Annotated in this window: 17 protein-coding genes and 1 rRNA gene; 13 read left to right on the plus strand and 5 right to left on the minus strand. The window is 54.8% G+C overall.

Features of this window, described 5'->3' with window-relative positions:
* From rrf to TU86_RS04215, 13 genes are all read left to right on the plus strand, one after another.
* Positions 1-102, plus strand: a 5S ribosomal RNA gene (gene rrf / locus TU86_RS04155); the annotation flags it as partial.
* 224 nt (positions 103-326) lie between these two features.
* On the plus strand, positions 327-986 hold the full coding sequence (locus TU86_RS04160) for a paraquat-inducible protein A (RefSeq protein WP_048363048.1): 660 nt from the start codon (positions 327-329) through the stop codon (positions 984-986).
* A complete protein-coding gene (locus TU86_RS04165) occupies positions 973-1596 on the plus strand; it encodes a paraquat-inducible protein A (RefSeq protein ID WP_048363049.1) in 624 nt (207 codons plus the stop codon). Before TU86_RS04160 ends, TU86_RS04165 begins: the two co-directional genes overlap by 14 nt.
* Complete coding sequence (locus TU86_RS04170; protein ID WP_048363050.1) at positions 1589-3892, plus strand: PqiB family protein; 2304 nt, start codon at positions 1589-1591, stop codon at positions 3890-3892. Before TU86_RS04165 ends, TU86_RS04170 begins: the two co-directional genes overlap by 8 nt.
* Before the next feature lie 458 nt (positions 3893-4350).
* Positions 4351-4884, plus strand: a complete 534-nt coding sequence (locus TU86_RS04175; RefSeq protein WP_048363051.1) for a fimbrial protein — start codon at positions 4351-4353, stop codon at positions 4882-4884.
* A gap of 100 nt (positions 4885-4984) precedes the next feature.
* On the plus strand, positions 4985-5509 hold the full coding sequence (locus TU86_RS04180) for a fimbrial protein (protein WP_048363052.1): 525 nt from the start codon (positions 4985-4987) through the stop codon (positions 5507-5509).
* A complete protein-coding gene (locus tag TU86_RS04185; protein ID WP_053075978.1) occupies positions 5510-8080 on the plus strand; it encodes an outer membrane usher protein in 2571 nt (856 codons plus the stop codon). It begins immediately after the preceding gene.
* Entirely contained in the window at positions 8077-8838 is a 762-nt protein-coding gene (locus TU86_RS04190; RefSeq protein WP_048363053.1) for a fimbria/pilus periplasmic chaperone, read from the plus strand. The genes TU86_RS04185 and TU86_RS04190 overlap by 4 nt, the downstream gene beginning before the upstream one ends.
* Positions 8839-8859: 21 nt before the next feature.
* A complete protein-coding gene (locus TU86_RS04195; protein WP_048363054.1) occupies positions 8860-9435 on the plus strand; it encodes a fimbrial protein in 576 nt (191 codons plus the stop codon).
* Between the two features lie 10 nt (positions 9436-9445).
* The gene (locus tag TU86_RS04200; RefSeq protein ID WP_048363674.1) at positions 9446-9940 is read left to right on the plus strand and encodes a fimbrial protein; all 495 of its coding nucleotides are present in this window, start codon (positions 9446-9448) and stop codon (positions 9938-9940) included.
* 13 nt (positions 9941-9953) lie between these two features.
* The gene (locus TU86_RS04205) at positions 9954-10433 is read left to right on the plus strand and encodes a fimbrial protein (protein WP_048363055.1); all 480 of its coding nucleotides are present in this window, start codon (positions 9954-9956) and stop codon (positions 10431-10433) included.
* 45 nt (positions 10434-10478) lie between these two features.
* Positions 10479-11000: a fimbrial protein gene (locus TU86_RS04210; protein ID WP_239658764.1), complete on the plus strand. Its 522-nt coding sequence runs from the start codon at positions 10479-10481 to the stop codon at positions 10998-11000.
* A 66-nt stretch (positions 11001-11066) separates the two neighbouring features.
* Positions 11067-11996 carry a fimbrial protein gene (locus TU86_RS04215; protein WP_048363056.1) on the plus strand — a complete coding sequence of 310 codons (930 nt, stop codon included), beginning with the start codon at positions 11067-11069 and terminating at the stop codon, positions 11994-11996.
* A 69-nt stretch (positions 11997-12065) separates the two neighbouring features.
* On the opposite strand, the gene TU86_RS04220 is transcribed toward TU86_RS04215, so the two are convergent.
* The 5 genes from TU86_RS04220 to mksB form a co-directional block, all read right to left on the minus strand.
* Positions 12066-15644, minus strand: a complete 3579-nt coding sequence (locus TU86_RS04220; protein ID WP_048363057.1) for a transporter substrate-binding domain-containing protein — start codon at positions 15642-15644, stop codon at positions 12066-12068.
* 47 nt (positions 15645-15691) lie between these two features.
* Positions 15692-16321, minus strand: a complete 630-nt coding sequence (locus TU86_RS04225) for a response regulator transcription factor (RefSeq protein ID WP_048363058.1) — start codon at positions 16319-16321, stop codon at positions 15692-15694.
* 489 nt (positions 16322-16810) lie between these two features.
* Entirely contained in the window at positions 16811-19651 is a 2841-nt protein-coding gene (gene mksF, locus TU86_RS04230) for an Mks condensin complex protein MksF (protein ID WP_048363059.1), read from the minus strand.
* A complete protein-coding gene (gene mksE / locus TU86_RS04235; protein ID WP_048363060.1) occupies positions 19648-20310 on the minus strand; it encodes an Mks condensin complex protein MksE in 663 nt (220 codons plus the stop codon). Before mksE ends, mksF begins: the two co-directional genes overlap by 4 nt.
* Positions 20300-21580: an Mks condensin complex protein MksB gene (gene mksB / locus TU86_RS04240; RefSeq protein WP_048363061.1), complete on the minus strand. Its 1281-nt coding sequence runs from the start codon at positions 21578-21580 to the stop codon at positions 20300-20302. The genes mksE and mksB overlap by 11 nt, the downstream gene beginning before the upstream one ends.
* Between the last annotated feature and the right edge of the window lie 73 nt (positions 21581-21653).

The following is a 21653-nucleotide window of genomic DNA, read 5'->3' on the forward strand; positions in this document are numbered from 1 at the left end:
AGCATTGGAACCACCTGATCCCATCCCGAACTCAGTAGTGAAACGATGCATCGCCGATGGTAGTGTGGGGTTTCCCCATGTGAGAGTAGGTCATCGTCAAGATTAAATTCCAGAATCCCTGTCTGCTCACGCAGATGGGGATTTTGTTTGTGCGCTCGAAAAACAATGATTATCGGCTCAGCTTGCAACGTGATCTCAGGCCACTGACCAGCCATGCCGGGCACCACTCCGGCGTGCTTCACCTAAAGTCCTACAAATAGACGCAGTCATTTCATGCTCCGCACACTAGAATGGGCGCAGTTATTTCAAAGCCAGAGACTCCTTATATGCCAGATCCGGTTGACGCCCGCAGGGTGTCAGATTTACCGCTGGACGAGTTAGTGGCCTGCCATGAGTGTGATCTTTTGATGCGCAAGCCGCATCTTGCCCTCGGTGAGAAAGCTCAATGCCCGCGCTGCGGATATGAGCTTTATGCCCATCGTCATAACGTGGTTGAGCGCAGTCTTGCGCTGGTGATTGCTGCTCTGCTGCTCTACGTGCCTGCGAACTTTCTACCCATCATGCAACTCAATCTTTTGGGCCAAGTCTCACAAGACACCGTCTGGAGCGGCGTAGTCGGGCTGTTCGATACGGGTATGCAAGGTATCGCTGTTGTCGTGTTCCTGTGCAGCATGGGCATCCCATTGCTCAAGCTACTCTGCCAGCTCGCGGTGTTACTCAGTATTCGTTGGAACATAGGACGCGAATATGGCCTGCTCATTTACCGTATTTATCACCACCTGAAAGATTGGGGCATGCTTGAGGTCTACTTGATGGGGGTGTTGGTGGCGATTGTGAAGTTGGCCGACCTGGCGGAACTCAGTCTTGGACTTGGCCTGACCTGCTTCGTCAGCCTGTTACTGGTTCAAGTCTGGCTGGAGGTCGTCATGTCGCCTCACCAGATATGGCAGGCCCTCTCAGGGGAGGATGCTCATGCGTGCAATTGATGCCGGGATCTTGATCTGTACCGAGTGCCACGAACTCAACCGGCAAGACGCTCAAACAGATGAGCAAACATGCACTCGATGCGGTGCCTTAGTGCACGCGCGTCGTCCCGACAGCCTGATGCGAACGTGGGCGCTGTTGCTGACGTCAGCGATTCTTTATATCCCCGCCAACTTGCTGCCGATCATGACGATCAGTTCGTTAGGGCAGGGCTCGCCAAGTACTATCATGGCCGGCGTCATTGAGTTGGTGCAGCACGGCATGATCCCGATTGCCGCCGTGGTATTTATCGCCAGTATTCTGGTGCCAACCTTTAAATTGGTGGGCATTGCTTTGCTGCTGTTCTCTGTTCAGCGCCGCCAGCCTTTATCCGCCCGACAACGCATCATCATGTACCGATTTATTGAATTCATTGGCCGCTGGTCGATGTTGGATATTTTCGTTATCGCCATCTTGGTGGCAGTGGTTAACTTTGGCCGTATAGCCAGTGTTGAGGCCAACCTGGGCGCTGTGGCGTTTGCCAGTGTGGTGATACTAACAATGCTTGCAGCTGTAACTTTCGATCCCCGACTAATTTGGGATAACACGGAGTCGGACGACGACCATGAGTGATTTACCTACCGCTAAAACCCGCCCGGCTTCTAACTGGTCGGCCATCTGGATTCTCCCCCTCATTGCGCTGATTATTGGCGGCTGGCTGGGCTGGCGTGCTTACAGCGAAACCGGGATCAACATCCAGGTTCGTTTCGAAAGCGGAGAAGGGATCGTCGCCAACAAAACCGAAGTGGTCTATAAGGGCATGCCAGTCGGTAAGGTAAAGACCTTGGCGCTGGATGAAGAAGGCCCCAGCAAAGGCGTCATCGCCACCGTCGAAATGGACAAAGATGTTGAGCAGTATCTGAAAACCAACACCCGCTTCTGGTTGGTTAAGCCGAGCGTGACATTGGCAGGTATTACTGGTCTCGAAACCCTGGTGTCCGGTAACTACATCGCTGTTAGCCCAGCGGATGGGGAGCCTACGCGCAAGTTCAAAGCACTTTCGCAAGAACCGCCGCTGTCTGATGCAAAGCCTGGATTGCACCTCACGCTCAAGGCAGACCGTTTAGGTTCACTGAACCGCGGCAGTCCGGTGTTTTACAAACAAATCCAGGTCGGCCAGATCAAAAGTTATGTGTTGTCTGAAGACCAGAGCACAGTCGAGGTCAAAGTTTTCATTGAACCGACTTATGCCAACCTAGTGCGCAAACACACACGTTTCTGGAATGCCAGCGGCATCAGCATTGACGCCAATCTGTCCGGTGTAAAGCTGCGAAGTGAGTCGTTGGCCAGCATCGTCGCTGGCGGCATTGCTTTTGCGACACCGGAGAATCGCAAAGACAGCCCACCGACCGACTCAAGTTTGCCGTTCCGCTTGTATGAGGACTTTGATGCGGCGCAGGCCGGGATCAAGGTCAAAGTTAAACTCAGCGACTTCGAAGGTTTGCAGGCAGGCCGTACGCCGGTCATGTACAAAGGCATTCAAGTCGGCAGTCTCAAAGGCTTAAAGGTTGATCCGGATCTAACCAGCGCCAGCGCTGAGTTGGCGCTGGACCCGTTGGCCGAAGATTACTTGGTAGAAGGCACTCAATTCTGGGTCGTCAAACCCTCTATATCGCTGGCGGGCATTACCGGTCTGGAAGCCTTGGTCAAAGGCAACTACATCGCCATACGTCCCGGCGATAAAGGCAGCACACCTGAGCGCGAGTTCATTGCCCGTCCCAAAGCACCGCCGTTGGATTTACGTTCGCCAGGTCTGCATATGGTGCTGTTCACTGACAACTTGGGATCGCTGGATGTTGGGAGTCCGATTCTCTACAAACAGGTGAAAGTCGGATCGGTTCAGAGCTACCAGTTCTCACGCACCAAGAAGCAACTGATCATTGGCGTTCACATTGAGAAAGAATATGAAAATCTGGTGAATGCCTCTACGCGATTCTGGAATGCCAGCGGCATAACCCTGACAGGCGGATTTACTGGCGGCATCCAGGTTAAAAGCGAATCGCTGCAAAGCCTGATGGCAGGCGGCATTGCCTTCGAAACGCCGAAAGCAACTGCTCCCTTGCAAAAGCGCATTCCACGTTTCCGCTTGTTTACTGATCGCGATGCGGCAATGGAGCAAGGCGTGCCCATCACGATAAAAGTAGACCGAGCCGACGGCTTAAGCAGCGGTTCACCCATTCGCTTTAAAGGGCTGACAGTCGGAAAAGTCGAAAGCGTTGATCTGAGTGATGATCTGCAATCTGTCTTGCTTCAGGCACGTATTACCGAAGTTCCTGATCGCATTGCACGGGTCGGCTCACAGTTTTGGGTGGTTAAACCGGAACTGGGTTTGATGAAAACGGCCAACCTGGAAACCCTCGTCACGGGTCAATACCTTGAGGTGCAGCCTGCGGCCAAAGACCGAGGCCAGCAAACCAGCTTCGTAGCACTGGATCGCGCGCCTGATGCTGCTCTGCCTCAGGCCGGGCTTAGTTTGGTGCTGAGTGCTGCGCGCCGAGGATCGCTGAAGGAGGGCGTGCCGGTGACCTACCGCGAAGTTACCGTGGGTAAGGTAACCGGATATGAGCTCGGCAATACGGCGGATCGAGTGCTGGTGCACATCTTGATCGAGCCACGCTACGCACCTCTGGTGCGCAGCGGCAGTCGCTTCTGGAACACCAGTGGGTTTGGTGTCGACTTTGGTTTGTTCAAGGGCGCGACAGTGCGCACCGAATCACTTGAGACCTTGATCCAGGGCGGTATCGCATTTGCCACGCCGGATGACGGCAAAATGGGCAATCAAGCCCGGCCCGAGCAAACCTTCCCATTGTTCGATGCCTTCGAAGATGAATGGCTTCAATGGGCGCCGAAAATACCCCTCGGCAAGTAACCACCCATAGCCTTTAAAACCGTGATCACTGATCACGGTTTTTTTTTATTCATTTTTCACCACCACGTTCCCGTGGCCTGCATGACACGCAGGAACGATTTTTTAATGTTCAGTAAATTCCTACAAGCGAATTGAAAATTAACAGTTAAATTCTTTTCTGTTTCATCAGGGGTAGATAGTTGATCTACGTATATAAGTCTTCGTGCTCAGTACGTGGCGATATTGAAGCCATTGATAAAACAATGCAGAAATTAACGATTGCTTTAATTGTGCGTTGTTTCGGTGTTCGGATACTCATAGGGCATTCATTTGTCCTTGAATGATGAGCGTCGTTGTGAACTGGCGCGTGTTGAAGCAACTTGCTCGGGTGCAAGGTGTTTCTCAAGTGTTCACGGTCACGCAAACGTGTGAGTAATTAAAGCAGCGTATTTTAATTGGCTTACATAGGAATAATTTAGATGAACATTGCAATAAAAGCTGCGTTGGCGTCCATGGTTTTGTTGGCAGGTCCTGCCTCAGTTGCTCATGCCGCGGGCGCAGGCGCAGGCACTGTTACTTTCAAAGGAGCGATTATTGAAGCCGCCTGCTCCATCGACCCCGAAAGTGTGGATCAAACCGTCGGACTTGGCCAGGTTGCAAAGTCGGCACTGGCGGGGGGTGGCACGGCGACCCCTCAAGATTTCCACATCAAGCTGGTGGGGTGCAATGTAGCCTCTCTTACAGATAAGACGGTCACCACTACTTTCACCGGGGCTGGCTCGGCTGATGTTCCTGGTGCGTTGGGTATCGTTGGGACGGCTAAAGGCGCTGGCATCATGATGGTCGATGGCAGTGGTACCGCGGTGGTACTGGGCACAGCGACCAAGCCGCAACTCCTTCAAGACGGTAATAACCAACTGTCGTTTGGTGCTTTCTTGAAAGGTCAGGCAACGGGCGATATCACCCCGGGTGAGTTTAGCGCCGTGACTAACTTCTCCCTGGCTTACCAATAAGTGTTTGTCCTGCCGCCGTGAAGTCGGCGGCAGGACAAAGCTGGAGGGGGAGTTTCATGTGAACGTATTTACGGTGCCAGCGTTTACTTGCGTGCTTGTCATGTTTGCAACTTCCTGCCTGCCTGTATTTGCAGGGCAACAACATCAAGGCAGCGGTCTTGTAACGTTGGAAGGGCAAATTCTCGATTCTGCGTGTGCTCTGGATGCGAGCAGTGCTTATCAAGTGATTGATATGACGCCCGTCCCTGTCGGGCGATTAATTCGCGAAGGCGAGAGCGATCCACATCCCTTTTCATTGCGCTTGGTCAAGTGCTCGCTCACCCGCCCTGACCCCGCCCGTCCAGGCCACTATTTGCCGGATTGGGAGCATGTACGGGTGACCTTTGAAGGTTTGACTGATCGCGAAGGGCGCTCTTTCGCGGCCTTAGGATCTTCACAGGGTGTGGCCTTGCATATAACAGATGCAAATGGGCAGGAAAGTATTCCGGGCGTGCCCATGGACCTGACGCCCTTGGCGGGAGAGGACATGGTGCTCAACTACGTGCTTCAACTGGTTGGCAATGATCAGCCAATGGCTGTCGGAAGTCATCGTGCTGCGGTGCGTTTCAGGCTGGAGTATTACTGAATGTATGGGCTGTACGCGTTATTAAACCCTTTGATTGGAAAGCTAAGACTGCAACCCGGTTTGCTTGTTGGGCTCATGTCGATAAGCGGTAGTGTATTGGCCACTGGGGATATTCAGTTCAACACCGATATTTTAGATCTGAACGATCGCAGCAATTTTGACCTGTCTCAATTCTCGCGCAGTGGCTTCATCTTGCCGGGGACTTACCCGATGGCTGTGCAGATAAACAGCGACACACTCCCGGAGCAGTCGGTGGTGTTTTATCCTCCCGAGCAAGACCCCAAAGGCAGCCAGGCTTGCCTGTCCCCCCAATTGGTGGACCAGATGGGATTGAAGAAAGAGTATGTGTCTCAGTTGGCATGGTGGAAAAGTGGCGAATGTCTAGATACACGCAGTTTGCCCGGAATGGATGTCTCGGGTGATTTGAGCTCCTCTACGCTGCACATCTCGCTGCCGCAGGTTTACTTTGAATACAGCGCACCCAATTGGGACCCGCCATCGCGGTGGGATGAAGGTGTTCCGGGTCTGCTGCTTGATTACAACATCACGGCGCAGAACATCCATCAGCGAGACGAGGCGGTACGCAATAATTTCAGCGGCAACGGCACTGTTGGCGCCAATGCAGGACCTTGGCGTTTTCGCGCCGACTGGCAAGGGCGTGCCGACAGTGCTGATACAGGCAGTACGCAAAAACTGGAATGGAGCCGTTTTTACGCTTATCGCGCATTACCCGCGATTCAGTCGCGCCTGACATTGGGCGAAAACTATCTGTACTCAGATATTTTCGACAGTTTTCGGTATATCGGCGCCATGCTGAATTCTGATGACACGCAGTTGCCTCCCAACTTGCGCGGCTATGCGCCTGAAGTAACAGGTGTGGCCTTGACCAACGCCAAAGTTGTCATCAGCCAGCAGGGCCGTGTGCTCTATGAAACGCTGGTTGCTGCCGGGCCGTTTCGCATTCAGGACCTTAATGATGCCGTTAGTGGCTCCCTGGACGTTCGCGTTGAAGAGCAAGACGGTACTGTCAGCACTTTTCAGGTGCAGTCAGCGAGTATTCCTTACCTGACGCGCCCGGGCACTGTTCGTTACAAGGTGGCCGGTGGCCGTCCATCAGACTTGCATAAGGGCGGACAGGGTAATGCTTTCGCCACGGGTGAGTTCTCGTGGGGGGTGAGTAATGGCTGGTCCCTGTATGGCGGCGCAATCACAGATAACAATTACAAAGCATTTTCCATGGGCTTGGGGCGTGACTTGCTTGCATTTGGAGCGCTGTCATTTGATGCCACGCGCGCACAAACATCGCTGTCGGATGAAACATTGTCGGGTGCGTCCTACCGCTTGAGTTATTCGAAACGATTTGAAGAGTTTGATAGCCAAATCACTTTTGCCGGTTACCGTTTTTCGGAAAAAAACTACCTGAGCATGAGTGAGTATTTGGACGCGAGTCAGTATGGCGGCCCGGTCGGAGGCAGTAAGGCGCTCTACACCGCTACGTTTAATAAGCAGTTTCGTGATGCCGGCGTCTCTGTTTATCTCAACTACAGCAACCAGTCTTATTGGGACCGCCCCGTCAGCGAACGATGGAATTTATCGTTGGCCCGTTATTTCAGTGTGGGCACGATCAAGAACATGAGCCTGTCCATGAACCTGTTTCGTAATCAGGAGCGAGATCAGCGCAGCGGAGCACAAAGCAGTACCGGGATGTACGTATCACTCAGTTTACCGTTGGGCAGATCGGGGACGTTATCAACGAATGCCAGCAGAACACTGGATAAAAACAGCTATTCAGCGCGGTTCAGTGATCGGCTCGATGAGCGCAATAGCTATCAACTGTCGGCCAGTGATAACGCTGTCAGCGGATACCTCAGTCATGTCGGTGATCGCGTTAACCTGGACCTCAGCGCCAGCGCACAAGAAAACGACTACACCAGCCTCAGTGTTTCTGCGCGTGGCGGCGGCACGCTCACCACCAAAGGGGGAGCTTTGCATCGGGCCGGCACGATGGGCGGTACGCGTTTGATGGTCGACACCGCCGGTGTGCCCGGCATACCGATCCGAGGATATGGTGTAGCGAGCCGCAGCAACGCGTTTGGCAAAACCGTTATTGCAGACATCAGCAGTTACCACCGCACGGCGGCAAGTGTCGATCTGGAAAACCTGCCAGCCAATGCCGAGGCAACTCAATCAGTGACCCAACTGACGTTGACTGAAGGGGCTATTGGCTACCGCTCACTGGATGTGATTTCCGGTGAGAAGGCTATGGCGATTATCCAACTGCTTGATGGCAGTGTGCCTCCATTTGGCGCCACGGTGAAAAATCAGAGGCAGCAGGACACGGGGATCGTCAACGAGGACGGCAGTGTTTACCTGAGCGGTATCGAGCCTGGCCAACAGATGACCGTGAGTTGGGGCGGTGCAGAACGCTGCACGTTGATGTTGCCTGCGAGCTTGCCGGCCGATGGTTTGGCCTCTGCGCTGAGCCTGCTTTGCCAAGGTGCAAGTGCGCATGACAGGTTGCCTGCGCTCACCCCCTTGACTGATAACGACACGGAGAACAAAACCTTATGACACTCAATTCACGTTTAACGCCTTTGGCGCTTGCGCTGGTCGCGTTGTGTGTATTCAACAACGCTAAAGCAGCCATTGGCCTTGATCGAACCCGGGTCATTTTTGACGGCAGTAAAGATGCTGTCAGCATGAGCATCACCAACAACAACACGCAGCTCCCTTACTTGGCTCACGGCTGGATCGAGAATGAACAGGGCAACAAGATTACCACTCCGTTGACGGTGCTTCCCCCCGTTCAACGGCTGGAGCCTGGCAAGCAGAGTCAAGTAAAGGTTCAGGCATTGCCAGCCGCTAAATTCCTTCCTCAGGACAGGGAGAGTGTCTACTACTTCAACTTGCGTGAAATTCCGCCCCGCACTGACAAGGCCAACACGCTTCAAATTGCTCTGCAAACACGGATTAAGCTGTTTTATCGGCCAACTGCGATCGTGCCGAGCCAGCAACAGCTGTCCAATCCTTGGCAGCAAAAGCTGACCCTCACCCGGGTTGGGGACCAGTACCAAGTCAACAATCCAACCCCTTACTACATCACGCTGGTGGATGCGCGCAGCAGTAAGGATGCCAAGACAGCCGAGGGTTTTGAGCCATTAATGGTACCGCCCAGAGGCTCACTCGCCTTAGCCCCTAGTGCCAAAGCGCTCGGCGTTACGCCGTATGTAACCTATGTGAATGATTACGGTGGCCGCCCGACGCTCGCTTTCAGCTGCTCGGGTGATACCTGCACAGTGGACCTGAAAGCGTCCCCGGGTGATGAGTAATGCTTGCTACAGGAGGCGCGCATGAAACCTGACAGTACAAAGGTCCTCGGTTGCCTCTTGTGGGTGCTACTGACGTCTAGCACCCAGGCTGCGGATGATGACGGTATGGGCGGATTACTGGATATCACCGGTTCGCTGCACCATTCCGCCTGTGTCGTGGACATGCCTTCTGCGTATCAGACGGTGGAGCTTGGTAATGTCCCGCGCAGTCTATTGCAACGACCGGGTGATAGGGCGGCCCCCATTGCTTTCCACTTGCGTTTTTTTGACTGTCGACGGGCCGCGGGCAGTATCACCAATCAACGTACGGGCAAGCTGGTCTGGAGTGCTTATCACCCGGTGGTGTCAGTCGCTTTTCTGGCGCCTGCCGACGCGGATGATCCCCGTTTGGTCCAGGTACGCGGCGTCACCGGGTTAGGTTTACGCCTAAGCGACGCAATGGGGCGGGATGTGCGTTTGGGGTCCAGAGGCGAACCTTTATTTTTGGCCCACGGCAGTGACACGTTGACGTGGTATGTCCAGCCCACCCGCACCCCGGCAGCGCTGACCAATGGCACTTTCAGGGCCGTGGTGGATTTCAGGCTCAATTATGAGTGAGGGTGCAACCATGGCTAAAGCCGTAAATGCCAGGTCCTTATGCGTGTGTAGCCTGCTGCTTTTAGCTATCAGCGAAGCTGCTTTGGCACAGGTCACGTTGGCTATCCGGGGGGTCATCATGGCGCCTCCCTCTTGCGTCATTAATGGAGGGAGCACGCTCAACGTCCCCTTTGGTAATGCCCTTATGACGACCCGTATCGACGGTCTTAATTATCGACGTAAGGTGCCTTATACGGTCACATGCACGGGCTTGCCCTCCAATGGCATGACCCTCAAATTGCAAGGTACCGGGGCAGGCTTCGACAGTGCATTTCTGAGTACCAGCAATGCGGACTTGGGCATCAAGCTTTTTATCAACGGAGTGGTCTGGCCCCTCAATAACACCGTGAGCTTCACCTATCCGACATTACCGAGCATGGAAGCGGTGCCCGTGAAGAAGAGTGGCAGCGTACTAAACGCCGGTACTTTTTCGGCATCGGCAACGGTTGTGGTTGCATGGCAATGACAAGGAAAAACACATGAGACTCTGGCAACAGCCTGCTCTGCTGGCACTGTGTTCTATGGGGCTTGGGAGCCATGCAATGGCGAACCTCACGTTCGACGGGACATTAGTAGAGCCCCCGCCGTGTACGATCAACAGTGGCAGCACAATAGAAGCCGACTTCAAGGATGTCGGTATCAACAAGGTTGACGGCATTAATTATCGTCAGTCGGTGAGCTACACGATTACATGCTCTTCGGGCACTTTACCTTGGGAAATGGTGTTGACTGTTAAAGGCGTCGCCACGTCTTTCGAATCATCCGCTGTGCAGACCAGCGTTTCCGATCTAGGCATTCGACTTCTGCAAGACGGTACACCCTTCGACCTCAATACCTCGCTGATCATCAACCCCACAACACCGCCAGTGCTTGAAGCAGTACCGATCAAGCGACCAGGCGTACAGCTCACCACGGGCGGTTTTTCGGCATCGGCCACCTTGTTGGCCGAGTTTCAGTAAGGAAGGGCGGTTATGAGAAGTGCAATGCAAATCAGGGGTGTCCAGATGGGCACATTGTTCTTTTTACTGGTGGCATTCCTACTGATGTCCGGGCGAGGCCATGGCGCTGATAATCTGACGTTCAAGGGCAACTTGGTGGCTGAGGCCTGTACCCTTCGTCCAGGTGACGAGGCGTTGGAACTTAACATGGAAGAAGTCTCAAGCCGCGAGCTCTACTCAAACTCTCGCACGATGGGCAGGCGTTTCGAAATTCATCTTGAAGACTGCGATACGGATACTGCTGATTCGGTCACAACCACGTTCAGTGGTGTGGAAAATATGGCACTTCCCGGACTGCTTGCGCTGGACGCAGGCAGCGTTGCGAACGGTATTGCAATCGGGCTTGAAACACCGGCCAATCAACCGCTGCCTCTCAATGTCATTAGCGATGAACAAACGCTCAGCGACGGTAACAACGTTATTGCCTTCAACGCTTATGTAAGGGGGGAGCCTCAAGCCTTGGCAGATAAATCGATAACCGCTGGCGTATTTAGCGCGACCTCGACATTTACCCTGGATTACCCATAACGGTTTAAATCGTCCCCCTATCCTACGGAGTGCACCGACGCGCTCGTGTGAAGAGATTACTTCAAAATGAAATACTTGACCGGCCTCTTACTGTTGTTGTTCATGCACACGGCTATGGCCTCGCAATGCCGAGTGGATAGCGGTCCTTGGGAGAGTGTGGCTGGCGGCTGGTTCCCGCTAACCGTCCCTTTGATCGCTAACCCCAGTACGGGACGAATTGATCTCAATGGCTACCGCATGGAGTGCCGTTACACACCGGAAAGCGGGCCTGTATCAAGGACGGATCGTTTGTACACAAAGCCTGGGGCTTTACAGTCACCCTATTTTGGAAATTACAAGGTGGGGCTGCGCATACGGGGCACTGACTATCCCAGTCCCGTGACGGGAAATATTCTGCTTGCCACGATGCGCAATGACTCAAAAAGGCATGACCTTGATACCTACATGTACATCCTGACCCGAGGCTCTCCCGGCAAACCTATTAATATCCATGCTGGCCAGCAGTTTGCCACCTTCTATTTTTATCAAAAAGGCTTTCATAAAGACCATGAAGTGGAGGTGCTTTTGTATGCGGGCAATGACTTTATGACTGAGCCGTCCACCTGCACGATTAATAGCAATCAGCCCATCGACGTCAACTTCAATACTGTCGACCGTACGCTCATCGGCGAAACTGTCAGCAGCACGCCGATACGCACGACTCTACGGTTGAGCTACGCCTGCCCTGATCCCGGGATCACCATGCCCATCACCATTACGCTAAAAGGCATTCCCGCCTCGTTTGACGCCGGTGTCCTGAGGATGAGCAATCCGAACCTGGGAACGGGCATGCTGCGAGGGACAGGACAAGTGGCCCCGGAGAATTCATTCACCACCAACATCGTCAACAGTTCGGGTGGGGACGATGTGACCTTCGCGCTCACCCGTCGACCGGGCAGCGCTCCTGCCACCGGTGCTTTTTCTGGGAGTGGCACGTTAGTCATGGGTATACCGTGAGCCCCAAGGGTATGCCCACGTGTGCTGATGGCCCGTGCGAGGTGAACGTTCACTGCGCACGGGCCTTGATCAGACCCGATACGCCTCAATCACTTCCATCACTTGCGCCATTGCTTCGTATTGTTCATCGACCCGCTGTGCCAATTGGCTCCACTCGGGGCTTAAGCATGCCTGCTCCAGGCTTTCACAGCAGCGCGCCAAATGCGTTGCCTTGATCATTCTTGCCCCGCTTTTGACCTTATGGGCAATGTCACTCAGGCCCGGTAAGTCGTTTTTGGTGAATGCTTTTAACAGGCTCGCCATATCGTCTTCGAGGCTGTCGATCAAAGGCTCAAGCAGGCTTTTCAGGGTATTGGCGTCCCCCCCGGTTAATTGTTCAAGGGCTTGCAGATCGATCAGTTGGCTTTGGGGCGAAATATAACGTTCGTTATGCAGATCGACGCTGACCCGATTTGCCGACGTTAATCGGGCTTCCAGGCTTTGCAAACTGATGGGTTTGAACAGGCAATCATTCATCCCCGCCGCCAAACAGCGTTCGGCCTCTCCGATCTGGGCATTGGCGGTAAATCCCACGATTAAAATAGCGCAGGCGCCAGTGGCCGCTTCCTCGGCGCGAACGGTACGGGCCAGCTCGTAACCATCCATGACCGGCATTGAACAGTCGGTCATGATCATGTCAAAGCGTTCTGCCCGCCAGGCTTTTAACCCTTGTGCACCGTCTTTAACCTCAATCGCGGTATGCCCCAAATACCCTAACTGTTGGGTCAGCAGCCTGCGATTGGGCGCGTAATCGTCAACCACTAATACTTTTAAAGGTCGAGTTTGACAGCCCGCTACACCGGCTACAGGTGCAACCGGTATCTGTGATAGCAACGTCACGATCTCGAGTTGCATGTTGATGCACGTTCCTTTGCCCAACGTACTCTCCAATGTCAGCGTGCCGCCCATCATGGTGCACAACTGACGGCTGATCATCAGCCCCAGCCCCGAACCGCCCGGTGTTTGCTGCGGTAGATTCACTTGGGAAAAAGAACTGAACAAGCGTTGTTGATCGTCGTTTGAAATCCCGATGCCCGTGTCTTCAACCTGTAGATAGAGGTGAAGTCTTTCACCATCATCAGAGCGCTTGGCGCGAACACTTAAGCGCACTTGTCCGGCGTCAGTGAACTTGATCGCATTGCTGAGCAGGTTGGACAAAACCTGCCGGAAGCGCAGCGGGTCGATTAATACGTCGGTGCTGATTTTCGGGTCAAGCTCAACGCTCATCAGCAGCCCTTTTTGTTGGGCCATACCCTCGAATACCCGAACGGTGGACTGCACCAATGACATCAAGTGTGTGCGTTGCTGATTGAGTGACATGCGCCCGGATTCAATTTGCGCGATGTCCAGAATTTCACCAATCAGCTCAAGCAAGCCATGTGCCGCTTCAGACGCCACGTTGATTGACTCTTTATCGGCAACGCCTTGTTCGGCTTTTTTCAGCGCCAGTTCAAGCATCCCGATTACGGCGTTCATCGGCGTGCGAATTTCGTGACTCATGGTGGTCAGAAAATCACTTTTTGCCAGATTGGCCTGATCGGCGTGATTTTTAGCTTCTTTTAGCTGATCAAACAGCTGTGCGCGTTCACTGATGTCGATCCAGCCGCCGATCATCCCTGCCACCGCCCCGTCACTGCCCCGATAAGGCAGCACCCAGTGATAAATCGTCAGCACCCGCCCGTCCGGCAGTGTCAGCGGGTGGTCGCGCAGCAGTGGGCGAGCGTCTTGCATCACGCTCATATAGTCGGTGTGGTAGGCCTTGCTTTGTTGTTCGGGGCAAAACGCAAGTTCCAGCAGGTTTTTGCCGATGACGGCTTCGCGACTGACGCCAAAGGTTTCTAGATAAACCTCGTTGCAAATCAACAAGCGTCCTTCGCGGTCACGCACATAGATGGGGTGGGGCGTTCCGTCGATCAATGTACGCATGAACGCCAGTTGATCGCTCAATGCGCGCTCAGCGTGCTCGCGTTTCTGGATGAGTCCGCGCAGGTAGGCAATCCACACAACGGCCAGTACCAAAATGCTGGCCAGAATCATCGAGGCTTTTAGAAGCGTTGAGCGGTGACGCTCCCAATAACGACTGTCCAGCACGACTGCGCTTTGCCAGCGTTTGGTCAGCACATCCATTTCTTCCGGGGGAATACTGGTCAGCGCCTTGCTTAAAACTGAGTGCAGCGCAGGCGCGTTCGCATCAACCGCCAATGAAAATTGGGCAGGCACAATCCCCACGGTGCTGCGAATTCTTAATTGGCCGCTGTAGTGCTGTTTGATCAAATAACGTGCGCTGATCAATGAGTTGACCGCCCCTTCAACTTCGCCCCTGGCAACCATCGCCAATGCCTGCGCGGAGTTAGTGGCAGCAATCAATTTCACACCCGGGAAGTTTTGTTTCAGGTAAGGCAGCGTCGTGTTATCGATCACCAACGCCACTCGCTTTCCATTCAGCATATCCAGCGTCAGCGCGCTCCCGGGCTTTGCAGGAGTGACCAATACAAAAGGGGTGGTGAGATAGGGTTTGGTAAAGCGCAGGACATTTCCACGGCTGTTACTGGGGGTGAGCGCGGGGGTCAGGTTGGCATCACCTTGTTTGATCATGTCAGTCAATTGCGCCACGGACGTGGTGCGAACCAAATCGAATTTCAGCCCCGTACGCGCACTGATCTTGGCCAGCAGGTCGGCCGCGAGACCGCTGAAAGCGCCACTTTCATCAAAAAAACTGAAGGGCAAAAAGTCTTCATTGATAGCGACTTTCAGCCGGGGATGCTGAGCGATCCAGAGCTGTTCTGAGGGTGAAAAATGCAACGGTTCGCGGCCCTCGAACCTGATCCCGCTGCCCCCCCAGCGACTTAAAATTGCATAGCTTTCGTCAGAGGGAATCCGGGCCAGCGCCGCATCGATTATTCGCAGTAAACGCGGATTGGGGTGATGGACTGCAAAAGAAAAAGGATGCCCCTCGATAGGGGAGAAGTCTTTGATATAAACGTTGTTCAAGTAGTTCTTATTGATCAGGTAATGGGTGGTGATGGCGTCCCCCAAGTACATGTCCGCCTGACCGAAAGCGACTGCGCCAATAGCGCTCAGGGTAGAAGCGTATAACTGCACATCCGCATGCGGATAAATGGCTTTTACCTCTTCAACGGGCTGGTAGTGATAAAGCATGGCCAGTCGCAGCCCTTTTGGCTGCTCAGCGTTTTGCGGCGTGTTGCCAGTGCGCGTGACGAGTACTGGTGTATCCAGTGCATACGGTGAAGAGAACGCCAACTCGGGGTCGGTCATTTCATAGGCATTGGCGGTTCCCAGTAAATCAATGTCTCTTTTTTTTAACGCTTCAATGACCTCGGCGCGAGAATCATACCGGCGTACCTTGAACGGAACGTGTAACAGTTGGCTCAAGAGCCCTGCATAGTCGGCCGTTAATCCTTCGAAGTAATCACTGCCGGTTGAAATATCGAAGGGTGCATAGTCCGGTGCGGAAGTGCCCAGCGTCAGCGAGCCTTTGCTCATTAACCATTGTTTGTCGTCCTCGCTCAGATCAAGAGGAGGACTGTCGATGTGCGAACGACCCAGCAGTTGCAAGTCGATGGTCTCTGCACACCCCGTCGACGTCATACATAACGAGAAGAGCAAGGGCAGGCATCGTCGACGTGACAACCTGCTCATTCGACCAGATTGTTGCGTTTTGCGAACTCAGCCAAATAGACCACAGACTTGATGTTGAGTTTGTTGAGAACGCGGGTTTTATATGTGCTGACGGTCTTTTCGCTTAATAACATGGTTTCGGATATTTTCTTGTTGGATAAACCTGATACTAAATATTGCAGCGTTCTCAGTTCCCGGTCTGACAGTGTCTTGATCAATTGTTGATCGCTTTGGTTGTCGCTTCCCGCCGTGGCAACATTGGCGTTGATATCGTTTAAATAAATGCTGCCACTCATCACACGATGGATGGCGTGCGTTAACGCATCTACATCTTCGGTTTTTTCCATAAACCCGATGGCACCTGCACGGATACAGCGGTCTGCAAAAAACGCAGACCCCTTGGAGGTGAGGACCAATACTTTTATGGGTAAACCGAGTATGTGCAGGCGTTTCAATACTTCCAGCCCGTCCAGCTTGGGCATCGACAAATCTAGAATGATTAGATGTGGAATATGCGATCGCGCCAAGTCCAGAGCGGTTGCCCCATTATCTGTTTCTGCCGCGACCTGAAAATTGGCTTTCTCTAATACCAGCCTGACAATACGTCGAATAAAAGGATGGTCGTCTACTATTAGGGCCTTACGCATGATTTCTCCTACAACTTTCAAGATTGCTTTGTAGGCTGCTGGCTTTCACTATCTCAATGTATTGATAGAAAAGGATGTTCTGATATGAAAGTTCCTACGGCGTAACGAATTGGATAAACAGCTAACTTTTCAAGTCACACAACGTGTAAAGGTTACGGCTTTCTTGAGTGCTTGAGGTAGATGAAATAGGTATGAGCCATCACCGTTGTTAGCGATAAAACATCTAAAGCCAGGGCAGTAGCTTTATAGTGGCAAGCCCTGCGGCGCTAAGCACTTAGCAGTGTGCTGTTTGGTTGTTGGAGAGCTGGTAGGAATTTTCTGAAAATTAAAATATATTTTTGTTCTAGATGTAAGACGCATTTGTTGACGTTTCAATCTCACCGGCGGGGGCTTCCTGGAGGTGGTGAGTCTTGCATGTTGCACGTGCGCATGAACCAAAAAAGGCCGCTATCCTGTGATCGCGGCCTTTTGGTGTGCTTGTGGGGTGCGTCAGACCTCGTCTAGCTCCGGCTGTTGTGCCGCCCCCGCTCCCGCATGTTTTGCCTCGTCATGGCGACGAATGTATTTCCAGTCATCCTCATCGATATAAATCCCGTTAGGCCCGCTACCCCCCTCAAGGTCGATGGCCACATGGGCACAGACTTGCGGCTTGACGCTGGCCAGAATCGGTACAAAGCCCAATTGCAAACTGGTTTCGAGCAGCGCGGTCTGGTTTTTCTCATCGATGTCTGCCGCCTCATCAAGGTAGTACGGCAAACGAATGCGCCCGGCCAGGTCGCGGTCCATCAAGTGCAGCAACAAATACATGTTGGTCAGCGCCTTGATCGTCATGGTGGTGCCGTTGGACGCCGCCCCGTCGATGTCGGTATGAATCACCGGTTGTCCATTGACCTTGGTGATCTCGAATGCCAGTTCAAACAGGTCCTTGAGGCCCAACTGGTTATGGTTGGCGGCCACCAGACGCGCCAGGTATTCCTTGGCTTCTTCGTTTTTGTTGTCTTGCTCGGCGCTTTGGCTGAGGTCGAACACCGACAATGTTTCGCCTTCTTCGTATTGCCCGGCGCTGTGGATAATTTGATCGATGTGCTTGAGCGCTTCCTTGTTGGGCGCCAGCACAATGCGAAAGCTTTGCAGGTTCGATACCTGGCGTTTGTTGATCTCGCGGTTGAACAGCGCCAGTTGATGCTCAAGGCTGTCGTAGTCGCTGCGAATGTTGCGCAAGGTACGGGCGATGTCCGTGACGGCTGCGCGCCGCGCTTTGCCGAGGGTCAGGGCTTCTTCAGTGCGGTGCGCGTACGCGTTGATCAGCAGTTGCAGACGGCGCTCCATATCGTCTTCGCTGTCGAACTTGGCCACACCTTTCAAGCGCACTTGTGCATACAGCGCTTCGATCTGGCCGTCGCAGCGCAATAGCCCTTGCCACGTGTCCTGATAGTCGTTGAGCAATGGCAGCAAGTTGTCCATCGAGTCGTCGATCGGGTCCATGAACGGGGTGCCGAACGGCAGGTCGGCGGGCAACAGTTGGCGGCGGCGCAGGCTGTCATCCAGCGTGCGCTGTTTGGCTTCCATGTCGCCGAGCTGGCGCCCGACCAGTTGCAGCTTGGCCGACAGTTGCTGCACGCGTTCGGTGAACGCATCGCTGGAGCGCTTCAATTCATCTTGCGCCGCTTCAGCCTGAGCCAGTTGCTCCAGTTTTTCGCCTTCTTCGGCACTCAGCGTCTGGCTGCGGCGGAAGTCTTCCAGCGCCTTTTGCGCGTCCAGCACTTGCTGGTACAGCGACTCGGCTTCGTGCTTGCTCGCCGCGCGGTCCGAGGTCACGGCCTGTTGGGTTTTCAGTTGCTTGAGTTCTTTGTCCAGACGCTCTTTTTGATCGCGCAGTGCGGCCCGGTCTGCCAGTGCTTGCAAGGCGGGCGGTTCGATATGGCTGAGGTCGATGGACAGCCCCGGCGCTTCAAAGCGTTCACCTTTGAAGCCCTCCAGGATCATTTCCAGCGACTTGACCCACGCGTCGCTGTCGTCCAGCGCAATCCCGTGCTCGCCCAGCGGCAAGCTGAACAGAGCGCTGTTGAACAGCCGCATCAGGCGCTCAACGTCCTGCTGCGAAAACTCTTCGCGCAGACGGGCGTAGCTGTTGTTGTCGGCGTGATCGAGTTGCTGCTTGACCGACTTCAGGCGTTTTTCCAGATCGCGAACCCGCTCGTCCAGATCTTCGGCGCTGAACTGACGCGATTGCGCGAGCGCGCCCGCCAGTTCGTCGTGCGCGTCTTTGGCGGCGAGCAACTGTTGTTCGAGTACTTTCACATCGGCCACCAGCGCGAAGCGGTGCTTGAGCACCGACAGCTCGCCCAGCCAGCGCTGGATGCCGGTGATTTCGCGCTCCAGGCGCATCAGTTCCTGGGTGCTGCTGCGCTGATCGTTTTGCAGTGCGTCTTGCTCGCCGCGGTAGTGCTCGGACTGAATCAGCAGCTCCTCTTTGCGCGCCCCGGCATAGTCCTGCCAAGCGCCGAGCAATGAATCAAGGATCGGTGACAGGCGATGCAGCTTGCCGCGTAGCAGGTCGCGCTGGCGCACGCCGCCTGCCAATGACTCGACCAGAGGCCCGGCGCCGACCAGTGCGTTGTAATCCTGCTCCATGCGCCGTACATCGCGGAACGCTTCTTCACAGGCGGCGATGTAATCGACACTGCCCGAGCGCAGGCTGTGTTCAAAGGCATCGAGGAACAGTTGCTTGAGTTTGGCGGCCGTGATTTCGCGCATGTGCAGCAGGTTGATAAACAGCGCGCGGAAAGTTTTGAGGCTTTGCTCGCTGGTGGAGCGCAGCGGGATCAGGGTGAGGTCGAGCGGGATCGAGGTGTGACCGCCGACCAGCAAGCGCCGCAGTTCGTCAGGCTTGAGTTCGTAGGCTTTCAGGCCGTTGCGCTCAAGGTTGCTGAACAACTCTTTTTGGCGCAGACAGGTGTCGTCTTTTTGGTAATGGGCCAGGTCCAGCTTGCCGGCGTAGGCGAAAAACTGATGGCCGAAACCGCCTCCGGGGCCGCGCCCGACCACACCAATCACATGCGGGCCGTGGGGCAGGGACACCTCAACGAGGATATAGCTGGTGTCGGAGGCGAAGTAAAAACGCCGCGATTGTTCAAGGCTGTATTTGCCGAAGCTCATGTCCGACATGCGTGCCAGAATCGGGAACTGCAAAGCGTTGATCGACGCCGACTTGCCGAGGTTGTTGGCCCCGTACACCGACAACGGATGTTCCAGCGGGAACAGGCCCAGGCTGTAACCGGCAGTGTTCAACAAGGCAAAGCGGCGTATTCCGTAACGTTCTTGGCTCATGCGTCCATCTCCTGTTGCTCGGCGGCAATGGCCCGCGCCAAGGCGGCGTCTTCGTCTTCGTCCTCGACCTCAGGGTCGTCCCCTGCCAACACGGGCGTGGGCAACGGCAAGATGCTGTGCAGGCTGGCCGCCAGATCGCGGTCCTGTTGCACCGACAGGCACACATCGAGAAAGCGGTGCATCGGCGGCAAGAAGCGATAAATCCCGCTCTCTTCGTTGGCGAAGCCCAGTTGCGTCATGCGGCGCATGATTTTTTCTTCCAGCTCGTCCTGGGTCGTGACTTCGGCTTGCACAAACAGGTCGCGGTATTTTTCCAGCAGCGCGGGCAGTTCGTCGCGGCCCAGACTACCGCCATCGAGCACGGCAATCGGGTCGCGCCCCTGATCGGCCAAATGCTCAACGATGATGAACGTGAACAGCGCCAGACGCTGCGCGGTCTTGTTGACCTGCGCTGTGGCGGTGTCGGGCACGAAGTAATAAAAACCGCGGGTATCACACACCAGCTCAAAGCCCAGCGCCTTGAACAGGGCGCGGTACTGATCCTGGAAGTTCGACAACTGCGCGTACAGCTCCGGGTCGCGTCGGCTCACGTGGTAGCCCTTGAACAATTCACGAAAAATCGGTGCCAGTTGGGACAGTTCAGACAGATCAAGATGCATGGAGAGGGCTCGCAGTAGGCTCGGCCGCGTCTTCGCTGCGTGAAAGCAGGGCGAAGGAGCGCAGGCTGACCAAATGTTCGTGGGTGTGATACTCGCGACGCTCAAGACGTTCGCGCACGAAGCGTTTCTCGCGCGACAAGCGCGAGAACCAATACAGCAATTCGTCGGTGTCGCCGTTGGGCTCTTGGGCCAGCAACCAGCTCATCAAGTCCGGCATGGGCAGCGCGTCACTGCAACGGTCGAGCATTTCCTTTACCGTGCGCGGTGCTTTAGGGGCCTCGCCCACCTTGTGGGTTTTGTGCGCTTTGGGGAACCGTGCGGGTTTGGGTTCAAAGCGCGCGAGCGCATACACGTAGGCCTCGACCTGGCTGGCGCTGCCCAAAAAGGTGCTTTGCGGGCGAGTGAACATCGGCATTGCCGCTTGCGGCACTGCGTCCAGCCCTTTGCGTCGAATGGCCGCCAGGGCCAGTGCCGCGCCACGGGTGACGGCGTTGTGGCGGCGGGCCTCTTCACGCAGCGGCAGCAGCAGTTCGCGGGCGTGGCGCAGCGTCAATTGCGCACTGGTTTGCATTTCGAGGATGCGCGCATGGGTGCGCAGCAGCATGTCGTCATCGACCAAGTGGCCAAGACGTTGCTGTTCACTGAGCATGCGCAGCAGCACATTTTCGACCTTGCGCACGCCTTGTTCGAAGGCGCCGTCGGCATTGACTAACTGAATCATCGGCTCGACGTATTCATCCCACGTCGCCAGCACTTCGGCGTAACGCTGGCGCAACGGGATCTGCCGGTCGCTGGTCTTGGCACGTTCTGCCACAGCCACCAGCGCCTGTTCATCGTTGGCCAGTTTTTTCAGCACATCGCGTACCCGCATATCGAGCAGACGCAGCTGGCGCGCCAGATCGTTGCCGTCGCGGACATCGAACGCATCCTGGATATAACCCGCCAGGCGCTCCAGATGGCGCAGGTAGGCTTCGATCTCCAGGCACAGGCCGAGGCGGTGTTCACGTCGCAAATAGGCCAGGAAGTCATGGATTTGCGCGTTCAGCTCAAAGCGGTTAGGGCTTTTGGCGACCGGCACCAGAATGTCGAGCCGGATCCAGCTATCGAGCACCTGGGTGATGTCTTGCGGTGTGCTGTCCACCTGATGCGCTGCCAATTGCAGACGCAGTTCGCTGAGGCTCAAGGTGCCTTGGTCGAAGTGTTCACACAAAGGCTCAAGGAGTGCCCAGTGCTCGGCGAGGGCACGTAAAACGCGCTTGGGTTCGATCATGGGAGGGCCGGTCGATTGGCAATGAAAGGCGGCGATTGTACTGCGCACATCTTTACTTGGCGATCTGCCGCCG

The sequence above is a fragment of the Pseudomonas weihenstephanensis genome (assembly GCF_001043055.1).
Classification (GTDB): Bacteria; Pseudomonadota; Gammaproteobacteria; order Pseudomonadales; family Pseudomonadaceae; genus Aquipseudomonas; species Aquipseudomonas weihenstephanensis.

Excerpts from the sequence above, each read along its gene's own strand:
- TU86_RS04160 (WP_048363048.1), top strand. The coding sequence starts at position 327 with ATGCCAGATCCGGTTGACGCCCGCAGGGTGTCAGATTTACCGCTGGAC.
- TU86_RS04165 (WP_048363049.1), top strand. The coding sequence starts at position 973 with ATGCGTGCAATTGATGCCGGGATCTTGATCTGTACCGAGTGCCACGAA.
- TU86_RS04170 (WP_048363050.1), top strand. The coding sequence starts at position 1,589 with ATGAGTGATTTACCTACCGCTAAAACCCGCCCGGCTTCTAACTGGTCG.
- TU86_RS04175 (WP_048363051.1), top strand. The coding sequence starts at position 4,351 with ATGAACATTGCAATAAAAGCTGCGTTGGCGTCCATGGTTTTGTTGGCA.
- TU86_RS04180 (WP_048363052.1), top strand. The coding sequence starts at position 4,985 with ATGTTTGCAACTTCCTGCCTGCCTGTATTTGCAGGGCAACAACATCAA.
- TU86_RS04185 (WP_053075978.1), top strand. The coding sequence starts at position 5,510 with ATGTATGGGCTGTACGCGTTATTAAACCCTTTGATTGGAAAGCTAAGA.
- TU86_RS04190 (WP_048363053.1), top strand. The coding sequence starts at position 8,077 with ATGACACTCAATTCACGTTTAACGCCTTTGGCGCTTGCGCTGGTCGCG.
- TU86_RS04195 (WP_048363054.1), top strand. The coding sequence starts at position 8,860 with ATGAAACCTGACAGTACAAAGGTCCTCGGTTGCCTCTTGTGGGTGCTA.
- TU86_RS04200 (WP_048363674.1), top strand. The coding sequence starts at position 9,446 with ATGGCTAAAGCCGTAAATGCCAGGTCCTTATGCGTGTGTAGCCTGCTG.
- TU86_RS04205 (WP_048363055.1), top strand. The coding sequence starts at position 9,954 with ATGAGACTCTGGCAACAGCCTGCTCTGCTGGCACTGTGTTCTATGGGG.
- TU86_RS04210 (WP_239658764.1), top strand. The coding sequence starts at position 10,479 with ATGGGCACATTGTTCTTTTTACTGGTGGCATTCCTACTGATGTCCGGG.
- TU86_RS04215 (WP_048363056.1), top strand. The coding sequence starts at position 11,067 with ATGAAATACTTGACCGGCCTCTTACTGTTGTTGTTCATGCACACGGCT.
- TU86_RS04220 (WP_048363057.1), bottom strand. The coding sequence starts at position 15,644 with ATGACGTCGACGGGGTGTGCAGAGACCATCGACTTGCAACTGCTGGGT.
- TU86_RS04225 (WP_048363058.1), bottom strand. The coding sequence starts at position 16,321 with ATGCGTAAGGCCCTAATAGTAGACGACCATCCTTTTATTCGACGTATT.
- mksF (WP_048363059.1), bottom strand. The coding sequence starts at position 19,651 with ATGAGCCAAGAACGTTACGGAATACGCCGCTTTGCCTTGTTGAACACT.
- mksE (WP_048363060.1), bottom strand. The coding sequence starts at position 20,310 with ATGCATCTTGATCTGTCTGAACTGTCCCAACTGGCACCGATTTTTCGT.
- mksB (WP_048363061.1), bottom strand. The coding sequence starts at position 21,580 with ATGATCGAACCCAAGCGCGTTTTACGTGCCCTCGCCGAGCACTGGGCA.